Genomic DNA, 17,582 nt, shown 5'->3' with positions numbered 1-17,582 from the left:
GTCGAAGTCCGCGATGAAGCGGAGGTCGTTGCCGCGCGTCGCCAAACAGGGCAACCCGAAATCGATCTCGCAGGATATCTTGGATCGTCTCAGCATGCGGTGGCCGCGACCGATGTGGAATTTGAAGGGGAAGTCATTGGCCAAGTCAATTTGGTGATGTCGCGACGGGCCGTGATTGGCGAGATCCGGCATGACATGATCTTTGCCATCGTGCTTGGCGTCGTCATGTCGATCGCCGTGTCGGGAACATCGATTGTGATTACGCGGTGGTTCGTCTTCCGGCCGATGCGACGGCTAAATGAAATCGCCATTCGAGAAGAGCAGCGTGCCGAGGCGGCGAATCATGCGAAAAGCGAATTCCTTGCCTCGATGAGCCACGAGATTCGCACTCCGATGAACGGAATCGTTGGCATGACCGAGTTGTTGCTGGGCACCGAATTGACCTATGAACAACGTGACTATCAAAACATCGTACGCCAATCCGCAGATGCGTTGATGCAATTGCTGAATGACATCCTGGATTTCTCTAAGATCGAAGCAGACAAACTGGAACTGGAAAGCATCGCGTTTGGATTGCGAGAAACGATTGGCGATACGCTGCTGACGATTAGTAATCGTGCCGCCGAGAAAAAACTGGAATTGGCATCTCGGATATCGCCGGATGTCCCTGACACGCTTATTGGCGATCCGACGCGGCTACGTCAAATTGTCATGAACTTGACGGGCAACGCAATCAAATTCACCGAGCATGGAGAGGTCGTTGTAGAGGTCGGTATTGAATCGCAAACCGACGATGCGTTGATGCTACACATCTCGGTTCGTGATACTGGCATCGGTATTTCGCCTGAGCATCAGTCGCGGGTGTTCGACATGTTTAGCCAGGCCGAGAGTGCAACGACACGCAGGTTTGGGGGCACCGGGTTGGGGTTGACCATTTCAAAGCGACTCGCCGAGCTGATGAACGGCCGAATTTGGGTCGAGAGCGAGCTCGGCAAAGGAAGCAATTTTCAATTTGTGATTCAGCTGGGGATCGCCCCCGAGCAAGTTTCGAGCGAGATTCCCAAACCACTGATCGGACAACCGGTTTTGGTGGTGGATGGCAATCGCACCAGTGGCGAAATCCTAGGTGAATTGTTGGTTCAGTGGGGACTAACCGCCACCGTGGTGGCAAAGGATGATGCCGCGATGGCCGAGCTAGAACACGCTTGTCAGCGGGGACACCCCTATCGACTTGTAATTGTGGATGTGACGATGGCGGACCGTGACGGTGTGCAGCTAACCGAACAGATCCGTCGACATGCTGACGGCACTTTGGCGGCGATGCAGGTCATTTGGATGACGTCGGCATCCGCAGCACTGGAGCTCGCGCGGCAGCTGAATGTTGTGCGGTGTCTGCCTAAGCCGATCAAGCATTCAACGCTGCTTCATACAGTCACGATGACGCTAGGAAGTGACGAGTCGCAGTTGCCTCAACGGTGTCCGGCCGCTGCCAAAGGTAGTAACAACATTCACGCTCGCATCTTGCTTGTCGAAGACGGATTGGTGAACCAAAAAGTCGCTGTGTCGTTACTCGAGAAACGCGGGCATTCGGTTGTCGTCGCCAACAATGGTCGCGAAGCCGTCGATGCCGTCTTCGCGGCCGATCCGGCGAAATTCGATGTCGTCTTGATGGACATACAGATGCCAGTGATGGACGGAATCGAAGCGACGCGTGAGATTCGGGCACACGAACGAACCAGTGGTAAACACATTCCGATCTTGGCGATGACCGCAAATGCCATGAAGGGAGATCGCGAACAGTGCATCAATTGCGGGATGGACGACTACGTTTCAAAACCCTTTCAATCGCAAGAATTATTCGCCAAGGTCGAACGCTACGGTTCCGAGGTCTGACCGCATTTTTATTGGGCGAAGTTCGGGTGGCGCCTATCGATCGCGTCTTGGCCAGGGGTTTCCGGTTCCCTTTGCAAGGGTCGGTGGCATACCCATCATGAAATAAGCTAAGATTAAGCGTTCCCCGAAAACCTCTCCCCCCCTCCTCCGAATTTGTTTGACGAATTTTCATGATGTATAGACTTGTCCCTCTGATTTGTCTTTGTCTTGCCACTGCTTTCGCCATATCGGCGGTTCCCACGTCGGCGGCCGATAAGCCGAATGTCCTGCTGATTTCGATTGACGACTTGAATGATTGGGTCGGTTGTCTGGGTGGACACCCGCAAGCCAAGACGCCCAATATCGATCGGTTGGCCGGAATGGGAACGCTGTTTGAAAACGCGCATTGTCAGTCGCCGGTCTGTAACCCGTCGCGTGTGAGCATGATGACGGGACGTTATCCGCACACGACCGGTGTTTATTTCTTAGCGCCGGACCTGAAGCAGGCTCCTGCGCTGCGTGACGTTAAGACTTTGCCCGAGGTGTTCGCCGCAAACGGGTACAAGACAATGGCGTCGGGTAAGCTGTTTCACACTGGCGACAAACGCTTTTTTCAGGACTATAAGCCTTCGGGCGGTTTTGGTCCGAGACCGGAGCAAAAGATTTCTCAGCCGCACGGCCACCCGCTGTGGGACTGGGGCGTTTATCCCGAAGACGACAACCAAATGCCTGACGTGAAAGCGGCGAAGTGGGCGGTCAAACAATTGGATACGGAACACGATAAGCCCTTTTTTATGGGCGTCGGATTCTATCGACCGCACGTGCCGATGTATGCGCCGCAGAAGTGGTTCGATATGCATCCATTGAAAGACATCCAATTGCCACTGGTTCGCGAGGACGATCGCAACGACCTCAGTCAATATGCAATCGACTTGACGAATTTGGAACACGTTTCTCCGACACATGATTGGGTCACCGAAGCGGGCCAATGGGAGCACGCAGTGCAATCTTACTTGGCCTCCGTCACCTTCGCCGATCACTGCGTCGGCATGGTATTGGATGCGCTGCAATCAAGTGACTATGCGGACAATACAATCGTCGTTTTGTTTTCAGACCACGGTTTTCATCTCGGCGAAAAACAACGATGGGCAAAGCGGTCGCTGTGGGAAGACGGTACTCGTGTGCCGCTGATTGTATCGGCACCGGGGTTTACCGCAGGGCAAGTGACGGAGCGACCATCTGAGTTGGTGGACGTCTTTCCCACGCTTTTGCAGCTAGCCGGGTTGCCGTCGGATTCCACACTGGAAGGCGACAGCCTCGTTCCGCTGATGCGGGATCCAACGCAAACTTGGGCAAATCCTGCAGTCACCAGCTTTGGTCTTGGCAACTTCGCGATTCGGTCGACTCGTTATCGCTTCATCCAATATCACGATGGATCGCGTGAGTTGTATGACTTGAGCAAAGATCCACACGAGTGGACGAATTTGGCGGCCAACCCCGAGTACGAAGCGATTGTGCAGCAACATGCGGCGTACCTGCCCACAGACCAGCATCCTGTGTTGTCGGGCAAATCGACCGGGCACAACGCCTACGCCGCAGCCAACGACAAGATCGAGAAATAAGCAGTCGAGGCAACTCAGCCAACCACGTTCGCGGTTCTCGGTCGCTCTACTGAGACATGGTGGTCAAGTGGATATCCTCGTCGTCGTGAACAAACCATACCGATCCGTCGTCGGTAACGGCGACTCCTTCGACGTTGTCCCGCTGTTCAAATGTAAACCGCGTTTCCACCTGGATGGGTTCGACTCCGTAGTCGGGACCGTCGGGGATGTCAAAGACATGGTAGCGGTTGGGCGAATCGAATCCTTTCGGATGGTCGGCCAGAATCTGAGATTCATCGGGATCCGAATCGAGGTCCCCGGTAATTGCATAAACGGTGCGACCTCGCTGGATCATTGCACGGATTCCCGCCGGCTGTTCGGCTTTGCCTACGTTCTGTAGCACGAACACACGAGTCGCTTTGACGCGTCCAAATTTGCGAAGCCCCTTCTTTTCGAATAGGCGATCGATACCGTCCACTTCGACCAGGATGGGGTGTCCCTCCGCGGTCACAGGGTATCGCAAGCCGATCAACACTCGACCGTTCGGAAGAAATGCGACGCCCTCGATATTGATCGGTCGGTCGCTATGATGCAGACGATCACGCCATTTTGGTTGGTCACCGTCGGCGTCTGCGATCGTGGCGCGGATGTAATTCTTTAATGACTGGCTGCCTGCGGCGATCAATTTTAAATCGCGTTGTGTGATGGCATCATTGATCGCACGATGCAGTGCAAAGGGAACGCGACAAACATCCATTTGCGTTTTAAGTTTCTCGTTTCTAATTTCTACGAGCGATTCGTTAAATCTTGCGATGAAATGCCGCTGCGGATCCAGCGGTCCTGACTTGCTTCCGAAATGCGAACCAAAGATGTAGATCCATCCGCCAACCCGGGCGACGCATTCGGGATCATCGGTCTCTTCGTCGGTCGAATGCTTGCTGAGTTTCGCCTTCACGGGAATCACATGCCACGCGTCGGCGTCATCGTCGGTCGATTGCGACTCGGCACACTGTTGCCGGCCCAGCAACGCGACCGAGTGATGAGCCTGGGCTTCGTCGCTGACGATCCAGAACGCTAGGTCGAAACCAAAAGCATCGAGGACTCGACGGTTGTAGCACGCCGTCATCGCAGAGACTTCGTTGTGTTCGGATGGAATTCGTAGATCGTTCCGCTCGTGTTCTGATTTTGTTTGTTTCGCCATCGGATCGGTTCCCGTTTGCTTGTGCCCGTCTCGTTTGCTGGTGCTTGTTCCTCGGCGGTCGTCGAAGAGGACCGAGATTACGGCAAGCCGAAATTACATCCGCGATCGCAATTGGCGGCCTTTCTTCAATAACCCAAGACATTGCACCACGCGAATGTTATGCCGTCACAACGACGGCCAATTCACCTACGGAGTGATGCAATGGTGAACCAGAAAATTTTTTGGCAAGTGTGTTTGTTCGGGCGCGCTCGTTGCGGGGTCGTCTGGTGAATCGGATCTGCATTCGTATGTCCCATCCCCAATTCGCACGAGGATTGTCATGCCAAGTCGTGGTCGATCACCACCCATCAGCTTGTCCATTCAGCGAACACCTTGGATCTACGAAGCCTTCTTAACACAAACACTTGGAGCTAACCGATGCGAATCAATACACGATCCTGGCTAGCGAGTCTTGCTAGCGCCGTCGCACTTGCCGTCATTTCATTCCAGCCGGCAACCGCAGACGACTACGAGTGGGACCCCGATCACGGATACCACGAAGAGGAATGGTATGACCCCGGCGACTGGTTCGACTCGGACTCGTCGATTGACTATGAAAACGACTACTTCGGTAGCTATTACGACAACGACGAGTACGACGCAGGCGAAGCGTGGTACGGCGACAACTACTACAGCAACGACTGGTATGACGACGAACCTGACTTCGACAATTGGTACGACGACAACGAGTACGGGCTAGACGACGACGGCCCCGTCGGTGTCGACCGGTACGACGAATTTGAGGAATAGATCCGTCGGTTGACCGGATCCTCAAAGCTCAAATCACGACGACTCAAATCAACTGAGTCATTCCGATATTCCCCAACGATTAGGAACTAACGCAATGAAACTTCACAAATTCTTCACGGCAGTTTGTCTGGCATCGCTATGCAGCGGCGGTGTAGCTCTTGCTGTCGATGACGACGCCCGCTCTGCCTCTGACTCACAATCACAATCGACAAACGAGAATCAGCAACAGAGTCAACGCCGAAGCGATTCACAAGGCGAATCGGAAAGCAGTAAAGATCCGAACTATCGCATCTCGCCGAGCGGTTGGATTCGGATGGCCGTCGATTATGACAACGATGGCAGTTTCGATGCGGTCGAAACCATCTTTACCTACGACCTCGAAAAGGCTCGTGAAAGCAGTCGTCAGCGTGCCAACCGTGACGCTCAGAAACGCGACAAACAGCAACAAACCGTTTCGAAGCAGCGTGACCAACAAGCACGCTCTGAAAAGCGAGCGTCTGGCGATAGCGATAGCAAACAACGTCGTCAAATGGCGTCGCGCTCGCAAGAATCCATTTCCGGAAAAATTTTGCAGTTGAAAACCGAATCGATCGTTGGCATCGACGATCCTTGTGTGATCGCTCGGATTCGTAGCGAAGACAACTGGCCTGCCAAAGCGGTATTAGGGCCAAAGTCGCAGCTAAAACGCTTGGGGCTCAGCGAGGGTGACGAGATTACCGTCACCGGCCGGAAAGGACGTGTCAATGATCGCTCGGTATTGCTAGCCAGCACCGTGTCCAGCGGTGGCGAAAAGGTCACGGTCAACTTGCCATCGAGTCGCAATGCAAAGCGGGTTCGCGCCGAAGTTCTTAACTTGCGGACAACCCAATTTCGAAATTACGACGGACAATTTGTCATCGCCGAAGTGCAATGTCAAAACGGCAAAAAGGAAACGGTCAACCTTGGAACGAAATCCAAGGTGGACCAGTTGAATTTGAGCGAAGGGGACGAGCTGCGACTGATCGTTCGACCTGCCAAAATGAATGGCGAACCAGCGATGGTGGCTGACGAAATCATGGCCAATGGTAAATCGGTCAATGTCTCACCACCCACGCAGGTTGCACGACGGTATCGAGCCGATCAACGCGGTGACCGCAACCACGCTCGTAACGAGTCTCGGCGATTTGCGCAGGACTCTCGCAATCAAAACCGTCCGATGTCAAACCGAAACGATCGCTCGCAAACGGATGCGTCGAATCGGAATCGATCCGGCGATAACGCCAACGTGTCGCAAGCCGCTCTCGGGATCGCCGTGGGGGAAACGGACGAAGGTGTTGTCATTCTTGGGATCCATCCGCAAAGCCCGGCGGCGGAGACCGACCTTCAGACCGGCGATGCAATCGTCTCGATCAATGGCGACTCGGTCGATTCGCCCAAGGGATTGATCCAGATGATCAGCGATAAGAAGCCGACGGAGAATGTTCGCGTCAAAATCCGACGCGAGAACGAAGAGCAAACGGTCCGCGTGCAATTGACCAGCCGCGAAAAGTTGATGTCCAGCTTTCGATAAACGCTAGTTGCGTTTGATGAACCGCAGGATTTTGCGAAATTCGCCAGCGATCGGTTGTTTGCCGTCATCGCTGGCGAATTTTGCTTTTTCTTCCTTATGCGACCAGCAACAAGCCCGCGTAGCTAAACGCCCCCAACGCAAACGCCCAAAAACGACTCTCGCGTTCTTCGGGTAACTCCTCTTTGAATGTATTCAGCAAAATCCCACCGGACAAAAACGCGATGGTCGATGCGGTCCACGCTTCGTGAAGCTCGGTAGAAACTCCGACACCCCAACCCGCTAAAACCGCCGCGGACAAAATCCATCGACCTGCCCGATGATAACGCTGTCGATGATGTTGCCGAAGCCCGTGATCGTTGACCAAGAAATGCAAACCAATTCCGACCAAATAAAAGGACAACGAACGTAACCCGCGATCTTCGCGCACCAGCAGGTAACCCAGCAATGCGTTGTAGATTGCATAGGAAACGATATGTAGCCAAAACGCCGGAGTGGTCGATTCGCCGGACTTGGTTTTTGACCGGATCGCTAGTTTCTCGAGTCCGTAAAAGAGCACCAATCCGCTTAGCACCATCAACCACAACAGATGCTCAGCAAGCGACTGAAAACTATTTGCCGCGATGGTCGTGCGAAGTATCTCGTGGTGCTGTTGCAGTTCAGGCAACAAATGGACGAACGCATAGGCAACGGCAACACCGCCCGCAATCGACAGCCAACGACTTCGCGGGATCACATCAAGAAAACGAAGGCTGCCGGCGAACAAGTGGATCAACGCCAGAATGCTTGCTCCGATAAAGGACTCGATGACCATGTTTGCGGCTCCGTTTTGTAAGGAAATAGCAATGACCGGTTTTGCAAATCAAGAGCCAAACGCTCCATTGCCGCGTCCACCACGCTGAAACCGTTGGTATCGCCAAATCGAGCCAGCTTCGGCCCAATGCCATCGACTTTCGTAGTGGGACTCGCCAGAGTTCCTGGTGTTTCAACAGCAAAGATGGGAATTCTGGCGAATCCCACTACTTGAGCTTCCCCCAATGGTTGCCAAAGTAGATGGCATTGGGCTTCGGCCCCCCTATCCTAATGACGGCTGCCGTTTGCCAATTGTCTTTTGACACCACTCGCGTTCGCCAAACGCATTTTGCAAGTTCGCGACACCCCTTTCTGCGTTTGCCATAGTGCTTCGAACATGCTCAGTAGTGCAGCCGGATCATCGGCCGCGAACCATCTCTAAAACCTTGGTGAACCGCTTGCCATAACATGCTGTTTTTGGATAGGCGATCGAGTATCATGTGCGTTCGAGGCTTTTCAGAAAGCTTTCCTGCCCAAATTCCTGCCTACAAATCAAAACTTAAAAAATGCATCCACACTCAGGTTTCAGATTTTGTGGCTCCGTCCTTGCATTGCTGCTAATTGTAATTGTTTGCCGGCCAGCGGCGGCGCACGACGTCGATCCGATCGCAAAAATGCAGACTGACGCGGTGACCGCTCGTCAAGCGGATTGGGGGCACTGGGGACCTACTGCAGAAAAATACTCGAGTTGGAAGACTCACAGCAACCGCTTGATTCCCGTTTATGCATTTGGAATCGGACTGGATTCGGTCAGCGGAAAGAACAGCTTGTACCGCGATGCGTCGGCTATCAAAAAGCTGTATGGATACGTTCCTAAGAACACGCTCAACCCCGAGGCGGAATATTTTGACCAGACCGATGTTTACCAGTTGCAAAAGTCGGCCATCGCCTCAGGCAAGAAGCGTGTGATTCTGTTTGTGTTCGACGGGATGGATTGGGATACCACTCGCGTTGCCGCGATCGCAAAATCGGGCAAGGTCTATCACGAAGGACGTGGCGAAGGATTGCATTTTCTGGATTACCGAGGCGTGAAAACGGATTTTGGCTATTGCGTCACCAGTCCTCACAATGAGGGCACTGCGGTGGACGTCAACACTCAGACCATTGTGAATCCGGATGGAAAAGTTCGCGGAGGTTACGATGCCTCACTCGGTGGCGATGCACCATGGCGGCCAGTCACCGACGCCGATTACCCGATCGGAAAGAGCAAAAAGACCAAGCATGCCTACGCGGAATCGTCGGCGACCGCGACTTCATTGACGTGCGGCATAAAGACCTACAATGACGCGATGAATGTTGACTTCATGGGACGCGAAGTACAGCCGATCGCCAGAACGTTACAAGACGATGGTTTTGCGATCGGTGTGGTGACGAGTGTTCCGATCAGCCACGCGACACCTGGATGCGCCTATGCCAACAACGTGCATCGCAATGATTACCAAGATCTGACACGTGACTTGATCGGCCGTCCGTCGGTCTATCATCCTGGCGGATTGTCAGGCGTCGATGTGCTGATCGGTGGCGGCTGGGGAATCGAAAAAGACAAAGATGGCTCGCAGGGCAAAAACTACGTCCCCGGCAACAAGTACATTGCGGCGGCCGATTTGGCCGCGATCGATGTCGACAACGGCGGCAAGTACGTCGTGGCGCAGCGAACCCCGGGGGTCGCTGGTCCCACCGTGCTGAGCGAAGCGGTCCAGCAAGCCAAACAGAACGACAAGCGTTTGTTCGGCTACTTTGGCGCTCAAGGCGGCCATTTGCCGTATCAAACGGCCGACGGCAAATACAATCCGGTGGTCAGCTACGGCAGTTCAAAGCCGGTAAAGGCCGAGGTCTATAGCGAAGCCGATTTGCACGAGAGCGTCAAACTCGACGAGATGGCGCTGGCGGCGATCGACGTTCTCGATGCACGTTCGGACCGTTGGTGGCTGATGATTGAAAGCGGTGATGTCGATTGGGCAAACCATTCCAACAACATCGACAACTCGATCGGTGCGGTTCACAGCGGTGACGAGGCGTTTGCCGCCATCGTGTCGTGGATTGAACAGAACGGAGGCTGGGACGAAACGGCATTGATTCTGACCGCCGATCACGGCCACTATTTCAATCTCGACCGCCCCGACGCCTTCATTCCAACATCGAAAACGCAGTAAACGCGTTGACAGAAGGGTCTAAGACGCTTCTGTTCGCCGTTGGCCATGCTGACGCGGACTAGCGGCACTCATTACAGTGTCCGCGAAGCAAAATTTCGGTGACTTCACCGACTTTTTCGCTTTCTCGCTGGCTTCCCGCGGTCAGCTTGACGTCGTCCAGACAGGAGACGGTGCCGCAATCGACACAGAGAAAATGCGGATGTGCAGCGTCATGTCCCGCTTCGCCCCTGATCGCTTCGAACCGCCAGACGTGATCGCCGACTTCGGTTCGACGCAACAATCCCGCGTCCACCATATCGTTTAAATTGCGGAACGCCGTCGCCTTGTCGACGCCCGTAGCAGAGAGATGCTCGGCGACGACCGCGTGAGTAAGCGGCGATGTCGATGCGCGAAGTAATTGCAAAGTGGCAATTCGCGCCGGCGTGGCTCTTAGCCCCGCGTCGCGAATCGCTTGCTTGACCAGGTCAAGCGATTCGTCGTTCTTGGTCATTTTGGTTTCCAACGTTTCAGATGGCTGCAATCCTTCATCCTATTCCAAATGCAACGTCGTTGCAAGAAACCCCTCGCGCGTCTCCCCGCCTCGTAGTGGACGAGGCCACGAGTCCCTCTCCCGATTCGTAGTGGACGAGGCCACGAGTCCCCGCACCGCTCGGAGCAACGCAGTGCAGCAACTATCCGCCGTGTTTTGCAAGGTTTTAGCGGCACGGCGCGGGGCCCAATGCCATTTACTTTCGTAGTGGGACTCGCCAGAGTTCCTGGTGTTTCAACAGCAAAGATGGGGATTCTGGCGAATCCCACTACTTGAGCTTCCCCCAATCGTTGTCAAAGTAGATGGCATCGGGCGCGAGGCCCGTCCGGTTGAGGCGAGTGAAACGTTCGGGTTTCTGAGGTCGGAATCCATAACCGCCGGACTCGTTGCCTCGTCCACTACATAAAAGTTTGGCGAAGACGCTCCTTACTTGCACAGCGTGTGCATGTGAAGTAGGTTTGACGTCGCAGTAGGTTGCAGCGTTTCGCAACCGATCTGCGATCACGGCGGCCTTCGGATTTGCGGTGGATTGTTGCACCGCTTGCGAACCCAGTTGGTCCGCGACAGGGATAGCATGATTAATACCGCTACAAACAGATCTGCGACCAGTGAATTCGTTTCCCACCAACTCAATGGGGATGATCGATCCAAACTCGATCGCAGTGGGGCTGCGGAACTAGCAGGCGTGGTGCTGGGGAAGAGACTTCGTGTGTCCTGATGACCAACAATCAATCTTTGGAGATAGCGATGCAGCAACAAGAGGCAGAAAGGTTCTTCGACCGTCAGTGTGCGTCGGGATACGATCAGGTACAGGCGAGACTATCGCCGCTTCGAAATGCGTTGCATTTGTTGATAGAGGCGATGCTTTCGGACATGCCATCGGTCGGTCGCGTGCTCTGTGTCGGCGCTGGTACCGGCTGGGAGTTGATTCGGCTCGCCGAGCGGCACCCGCGGTGGACGTTTACCGCGGTTGAACCATCGGCGCCGATGCTTGAGGTTTGCCAAAGGAAGGCCGAAGAGCATGGAATCAGTTCTCGTTGTGTGTTCCACGGCGGCTACCTAAACTCGCTCCGCGAAGCGGAACCATTCGACGTGGCCACCTCGCTGCTCGTTTCGCAGTTTATTTTAGACCGAGGGGATCGAACGGATTTCTTTCGCGAGATTGGCGAGCGACTGAGAATCGGCGGACGGCTGATCAACGCAGATTTGGCTGCGGACACCGAATCGCCCGAATATGCGAGTTTGCTGGAGGTCTGGTGGCACGCCATGCGGACCTCCGATGTTCCGCCGGAAGGAGTGGAGCGGATGAAGGCAGCTTACGGACGCGATGTAGCGGTGTTACCACCCGACGAGGTGAAGCGCCTAATGGTCTCCGGTGGCTTCGAGCCTCCCGTGCAATTCCTTCAGACGGGGCTGATCCATGCCTGGTTCACGCGGCGGACCACCCAGGATCCATCGGAGCGTTCATCGAACAATTGAACCCTCACTCGCCAGAAGTTTCGTTCCACCTCTGGCAAAGTCAAGCCGTCACAGGTTACGGGTATGAGACACTTCGATTTCGAGATTTCTGAACAGAGCAAGGGCGGGCAAATGAAACTGAAAGCGATGAAACATATTCGTTCGGTGTTCGCCCAGAGCGTGTTTTGTTCACTGGTGGTGTGCTTTCTAACGATAATCGTTGGTTGCGGGGTTAGCCGTGTAGAACCAACATCAACGGACACGATCGAAAACGAGCTGCCAGTGCTCAGCGGAGAACAATTGAGCGAGTACGTTCAGGCCAGTAAATCACCGGTGCTCGTCGAGTTCGGAGTCAATTTCAATTGTCCGCGATGTGCGCAAACGAAACGCGATGTCGTGCGTCTGCGTGAATCCTTGGAGGGCAACGTTGATGTTATCCGAGTCGACTTCAATGCCAATGCCCAAAGAGTCGGACAACTCGGCGGTACGATTTGTCCGACGTATGTGCTTTTTGATCAAGGGAAACCTGTCATCACACGCAGTTTTCCGCTTTCAATTGATCTACTCGAAGGCGAAGTTCTCCGGCTTACCGAGCCGTGATTTGCGGCGGAAACATGACTTGCAAATGCAGTCTTCTCTCACGATGATCTTTGCAGCTCACCGAGGCAACAAGATCATCGTCGTCGAACTTTCACTCAGGCCCCACGACGGATTTGCACGAGTGGTTCGGGAGCCTTCTGCAGTGTCTCCAGCGCAATCGGCAGATGCTCAGGGCTGTCCTGTAGCAGACCTTCAAAGTGCGATTGAGGATCATCGAGCCAACGCCGGTAGGCTGTCACAATCAAATCAATGAACTCGTAGTCACACGCTCGCAAAACACGAACAAAACATCGATCCATCGACGGGACGACCCGTTCGGGAACAGAGTCGAGTGTGGATAACGCGTACACGCCGGCAAAAACGAGGTGCTTTTGATGGTCTTCCAACATTTCCGTGGCGGTCTCGATCGTTGCTTCATGCAACTTGCCCAGTTTTGCGAGGACACACATGGCCTTCGCGCGGACTTCGTCGTCACGATGGTCGGTCAGCGTGCGAAGTTCACGAACAACCGATTCGCTGACAACCGTTGGGTGCTTTGAAGCCATCCGTTCGGTTGCCGCGATCGCATTGAGCAAAATCGCACGGTTCGTTGCACACAACTTTTCCAACAGCAGTGATTCTTGCGGGTCATCCAGCTTGCCGTCGGACTCCAAATGCCGAATCGCGATCACTTGATTCGATGCGGACACGCTTGCTGCCAATTTCCACCATTCGCTCTGCGACTGCGTCAACAAAGATCGCTTGGCTCGCGGTTGAAAAAAGGAGTCATTCGTTTTTAACAAGAATTTCAGCGATTTCCGCATCGAGCGTTTGACGTCACTCGGCAAATCGTTCGACCACTCGGGCGTCGCATCGTCGCGAGCCCAGGCCGCACTCGCATTGGCATACGCGAGTGATTGGCAATCAAGGAACGGTCGCGGGATAAGCTCCCACTGCGTCGAATCCCAGCAAGTCGGTTGCTTTGCGACGAGGCCAATGCTGCTGCGGATCATACCAAGCCCCATCGCGACAACGGCAAGGTCGACCCGTTCGGGCAGGTGTTCCGAATCGAGATTGTTTTGAGAAAGCAGGTCGCAGACAACTCCATTGATCAGGGTGGCGAGCCCCATTGGTGGATCGCTGTCAATCCGTAGATCAAGGGTGATCGTTCGCTCGGCCGCATCGTATCGTCCCGGCAGTCCGCCGGGGCCATCGCAAGAACCACCCCCGCATCCGCCGCCGCAAGAGCTCTGGGCAAGCTGTGGGAAAACGCGAACCTGAATCCCGCTGACATCATGGTCAAGGTGTTTGCCTACGAACTGAATCACCTGTTGCGGGTCTCGCTCGGATTCGTACACCCCGAACAACGTTTTTGGGCTCAGCACTGGTAGCGTGAAACGCTCGAAGCCAACGCATTCAGCGATTTGTTGCAAGCAAAGTTCAATCCGCGACTTTTCGGCGTCGGACAGGTTAGCTTTCGGCTTAAAAAACACGATGAACGACCTCAAAGTGGTGCATTTCCACGGAACAGATTCAGTACGAAGACCGCATGGCAGGATACAGGAACCCAAATCGCAAAGCAGCGCCAGTTTGATGCGCATCCGCGTCTGGCGAACAGATGCCTCAGTCATTGATTTCCCAAGTCACCCAAACCACAGTCAGCCAGATGATACGCACGGCGGAGTGTTTGATCTGAGTCTAAGCCGGTCACAAGCCGAGACGACGTGTCCCGATCGTCTCGATTAAAAAATGCATCCTGTGCCCTCGACCGGTAGAGCGAAAACCAAATCACCGGATCGCAACACTACCTTTTTCAGCACGCGAAAGAGTCCGCGTACCTTTTCTTCGCCTGGAAAATGACTTTGCCGACATCGAAGTGGAACGCTTTCCTGAGATGCTCAAGCGGCACGGACGCAAAGATGAAAACACGTACTATCAAATGCCCGTTCCCAAGGATTTGACAAACCGGGAGAAGTGGCCGGTTCTCATTTCAACAATGGTGGTTTATCCCATAACTATCGTCACGGTGAGAGAGACCACGATCCCGATGACGATGATCATCACTGCAACAATCAGCCAACTAGGATTCCGGCTGATAGTGATGGGTTCGTTAATGACAACCGCGTTCGGGTGATCGATCGGAAGCGAGTCTTTATGATCTAGATTGAACCAGGCCCAATCAGGTGGCCCATCGTCGTTTGACGTGCGGACATACCATATGCCCTTCCGACCTTCGTGATCCACGCGAAACTCGTAAAGAATTGGAAACACTCTTGTGTTTGGAAACGGTGCCTCCGTCGGCCGCCCGATCGCACGCTGCTGAATCACCTTGCCGCCCCAAGATTCAATTTCCTTGCGAAGGTGTGATGGCTCGGACAACGCACGCTTGTTCCGATTGTAAATGTCGAAAAATCTAAACACCGCTATCACTTTAATCGAAGGTACCGCAGGGAGCACGCGACGCATATCGCTCTAGGACTTCCTCAGGCCGTACCGACTGGTTCAGCTTAGTGGAGGCCATCCACGGCTTGTCAATTCTCGTAAGCAGCGACGCGTTAGCGCAGTCTGAGCAAACTGCATACCGTTTAAGAGGCGGACGAGAACTGATGGCGATCTGGGTGGACTCGGATATTCCGTGTTCGCTAACCAGGACGAACTGTTGGCCGCTGGGCTTGGGGGTTAGCCACCGGCCACTAAAAGCTTGCGTTTGCAGTGGATTTCGGCAGCTAGCTTTCTCCTCCGGCAACTTCATTCGTTGCCTCGCCCCCGACGAAGTGAGACTGCTGAATTAGTCGGCAATCGTAGAGGCCGGAGGCCGGAACATGACCTGCCGTTGGCATGAGCCAACGGTTTTGGGGCGAACTGTCGCCGTAAGGCCGGAGGCCGACACATTGACCGAGAGTGTGTCGCCCGCCGGGCTATGTTTTGCCTCCTCCGCTAGCCGGCGGCTTACGCCCAATGCCATCTACTTTGGTAGCGGCACGGCGCGAGCCGTCCGGTTGAGCCGAATGAAACGTTCGGTTTAGACCGGGCGGCTCGCGCCGCACCGCTACAACATGCTTCACAGCGTCGCGTTTGGGGGCATGATACGAAATGATCCATCGCGACCCGCCGGTCCGCTCGCTGCGTGATGATCTCGATCGGCCTACCGCAGCAAACCTTCAATATCCATCGTGATCGCACGGTACTGCGATCAGTCGGGCGTCGGTCGACCGAGCAATTTTTTCAGGATTCGGCTGGCGTTGGATACGTTCGGGTGTCTGTGGTCGAGATCTCGAGCTGCGGGACTCGTTGCCTCGTCCACTACCAAGCTGCCGGACTCGTTGCCTCGTCCACTACGGGAAAATAGCCCGAGTGTTTTCCACGTGCACACCGTTTGCATGTGCGGTAGGTTTGACTTAGCAGTGTGTTGCTGCGGTTCGCAACCGATCTGCGATCATGGCGGTTGCCACGAGTTCGATTTCGCAGCTCGGAAGTCGATCGTCCCGATCCTCTCCTTTTCTAGACCTCATTGCCCAACTCAAAACAACGATGCAATCCAATTCAACAAATCGTTTGCCCGTTACCGTACTCTCGGGGTTCCTCGGCGCCGGCAAAACGACGCTGCTCAATCACATCCTGACCAACCGCGAGGGTTTGCGTGTGGCAGTGATCGTCAACGACATGAGCGAAGTCAACATCGACGCCGCATTGGTCAAATCAGGAGGCGCAAATCTCTCACGTACCGAAGAACAGCTCGTCGAGATGTCTAACGGTTGCATCTGCTGCACCCTTCGCGAAGACCTGCTGGTCGAAGTTCGCCGCTTGGCACGCGACGGGCGCTTTGATTACCTGCTGATTGAATCCACGGGCATCTCCGAACCGATGCCGGTAGCCGAAACGTTTACCTTCGAAGACGAACAGGGCGACAGTTTATCGTTGGTTGCGGAGCTTGACACGATGGTAACGGTCGTCGACGCGGGCAACTTCATGAAAGACTTTGGTTCATTGGATGACCTAACCGATCGCCGGCTGGGGCTGAGTGAGGAAGACACTCGAAACATCGTGGACCTGTTGGTCGACCAAGTCGAATTCGCAGATGTGATCATCGTCAACAAGACCGACTTGGTGTCGCCGTATGAGCTGGAACAGCTGACTCAGATACTGCGGCGACTCAACGCGGATGCTAAGATTCTGTGCACAACCGAAAGCCGCATCGAACTGTCAGAGATCATGGGGACGGGGCTGTTTTCGCTGAGTGAAGCCGAGTCGCAGCCCGGTTGGTTGGCGGTACCTCGCGGCGAAGAAGAAACCGAAACCGAGGAATACGGCATCTCCGATTTCGTTTATCGCCGTGAACGCCCGTTCCACCCCAAACGCTTGATCAAAGCGCTTGACGCCGACATGCAGGAGGGGCTTTTTACGGGGGTACTGCGGAGCAAGGGGCTGATGTGGATCGCGTCACGGCACGATTGGGCCTACGATTGGTCGCAAGCGGGATGTTCGATCCGTATGAATCCGGCTGGATTTTGGTGGGCCGCCGCGCCGCAAGATGAGTGGCCGGATGACGAGGAATCAGTAGCGGAAATTCGAGCCAAATTCGTGGGCGAGCATGGGGATCGCCGCCAGGAACTGGTGTTCATCGGCAACGCGATGGATCGCGAGCGAATCACCGAGATTCTTGACGCCTGCCTGCTAACTGATCTGGAATACGTCCTCGGCCCCAAGGACTGGGCGAGGTTCGAAGATCCGTTGCCGCCAATCGAATTGGGAACGTCCGATGAGGACGTCGTGGCCGCCACGGCAGATGCACGATGATTGTTTGGCACCGGCAGAACAATTGGTGACGTGTGGTTGATTTAATCGTTTAACCGTTAGCCGAAGGCGTACTCGCCTGTGTTGGCGTACGCCTATCGGCTGACGGTTAAACGAAGCATTCCAGTGTCAGGCTAGTTCAGATCGCACCGGTGAGCCGTGGGCCGTAAGGCACCGGGTCGTGCGCGGGGACCCGGCCGCTGACGAG

General features: G+C 54.7%; 13 protein-coding genes. 8 read left to right on the top strand and 5 right to left on the bottom strand.

Annotated features, from left to right (window positions below; genetic code table 11):
- Together RMSM_RS28720 and RMSM_RS28715 are read left to right on the top strand one after the other, a co-directional pair.
- Window positions 1-1,893, top strand: a 1,893-nt coding sequence (locus RMSM_RS28720; protein WP_144058041.1) for a response regulator, incomplete at its 5' end; no start/stop codon positions are given.
- 170 nt (window positions 1,894-2,063) lie between these two features.
- Window positions 2,064-3,494, top strand: coding sequence for a sulfatase (locus RMSM_RS28715; RefSeq protein ID WP_008705555.1), 1,431 nt, complete (start codon window positions 2,064-2,066; stop codon window positions 3,492-3,494).
- A gap of 46 nt (window positions 3,495-3,540) precedes the next feature.
- On the opposite strand, the gene RMSM_RS37475 is transcribed toward RMSM_RS28715, so the two are convergent.
- Window positions 3,541-4,674, bottom strand: coding sequence for a DUF3616 domain-containing protein (locus RMSM_RS37475; protein WP_008705554.1), 1,134 nt, complete (start codon window positions 4,672-4,674; stop codon window positions 3,541-3,543).
- Between the two features lie 417 nt (window positions 4,675-5,091).
- Between RMSM_RS37475 and RMSM_RS37470 the strand changes: the two genes are divergently transcribed.
- Window positions 5,092-5,463: a hypothetical protein gene (locus RMSM_RS37470; protein WP_008705550.1), complete on the top strand. Its 372-nt coding sequence runs from the start codon at window positions 5,092-5,094 to the stop codon at window positions 5,461-5,463.
- A gap of 94 nt (window positions 5,464-5,557) precedes the next feature.
- The gene (locus tag RMSM_RS28700) at window positions 5,558-7,012 is read left to right on the top strand and encodes a PDZ domain-containing protein (protein ID WP_008705548.1); all 1,455 of its coding nucleotides are present in this window, start codon (window positions 5,558-5,560) and stop codon (window positions 7,010-7,012) included.
- 94 nt (window positions 7,013-7,106) lie between these two features.
- Here RMSM_RS28700 and RMSM_RS28695 read toward each other — a convergent pair whose 3' ends face one another.
- Window positions 7,107-7,823 (bottom strand): membrane protein, encoded by a 717-nt coding sequence (locus tag RMSM_RS28695; protein WP_040769878.1) that lies wholly within the window; start codon window positions 7,821-7,823, stop codon window positions 7,107-7,109.
- Window positions 7,824-8,475: 652 nt separating this feature from the next.
- On the opposite strand from RMSM_RS28695, the gene RMSM_RS28690 reads away from it, so the two are divergent.
- A complete protein-coding gene (locus RMSM_RS28690) occupies window positions 8,476-10,014 on the top strand; it encodes an alkaline phosphatase (RefSeq protein WP_236622343.1) in 1,539 nt (512 codons plus the stop codon).
- Between the two features lie 58 nt (window positions 10,015-10,072).
- Here RMSM_RS28690 and RMSM_RS28685 read toward each other — a convergent pair whose 3' ends face one another.
- Window positions 10,073-10,504, bottom strand: coding sequence for a Fur family transcriptional regulator (locus tag RMSM_RS28685; RefSeq protein ID WP_040769884.1), 432 nt, complete (start codon window positions 10,502-10,504; stop codon window positions 10,073-10,075).
- A 786-nt stretch (window positions 10,505-11,290) separates the two neighbouring features.
- On the opposite strand from RMSM_RS28685, the gene RMSM_RS28675 reads away from it, so the two are divergent.
- Window positions 11,291-12,022 carry a class I SAM-dependent methyltransferase gene (locus tag RMSM_RS28675; RefSeq protein ID WP_040769882.1) on the top strand — a complete coding sequence of 244 codons (732 nt, stop codon included), beginning with the start codon at window positions 11,291-11,293 and terminating at the stop codon, window positions 12,020-12,022.
- A 63-nt stretch (window positions 12,023-12,085) separates the two neighbouring features.
- The gene (locus RMSM_RS28670) at window positions 12,086-12,601 is read left to right on the top strand and encodes a thioredoxin domain-containing protein (protein ID WP_008705534.1); all 516 of its coding nucleotides are present in this window, start codon (window positions 12,086-12,088) and stop codon (window positions 12,599-12,601) included.
- Window positions 12,602-12,696: 95 nt separating this feature from the next.
- Here RMSM_RS28670 and RMSM_RS28665 read toward each other — a convergent pair whose 3' ends face one another.
- Complete coding sequence (locus tag RMSM_RS28665; RefSeq protein ID WP_008705531.1) at window positions 12,697-14,073, bottom strand: hypothetical protein; 1,377 nt, start codon at window positions 14,071-14,073, stop codon at window positions 12,697-12,699.
- A gap of 511 nt (window positions 14,074-14,584) precedes the next feature.
- Window positions 14,585-15,046 (bottom strand): hypothetical protein, encoded by a 462-nt coding sequence (locus RMSM_RS28660; RefSeq protein ID WP_040769872.1) that lies wholly within the window; start codon window positions 15,044-15,046, stop codon window positions 14,585-14,587.
- A gap of 1,065 nt (window positions 15,047-16,111) precedes the next feature.
- Here RMSM_RS28660 and zigA point away from each other — a divergent pair.
- Entirely contained in the window at window positions 16,112-17,377 is a 1,266-nt protein-coding gene (zigA, locus tag RMSM_RS28650; RefSeq protein WP_040769880.1) for a zinc metallochaperone GTPase ZigA, read from the top strand.
- Window positions 17,378-17,582 lie beyond the last annotated feature (205 nt).

The sequence above is a fragment of the Rhodopirellula maiorica SM1 genome (genome assembly GCF_000346295.1).
Lineage (GTDB): Bacteria > Planctomycetota > Planctomycetia > Pirellulales > Pirellulaceae > Novipirellula > Novipirellula maiorica.
Note: the sequence above shows the minus strand (reverse complement) of the source record. Positions and strands in the feature narration are given on the sequence as shown.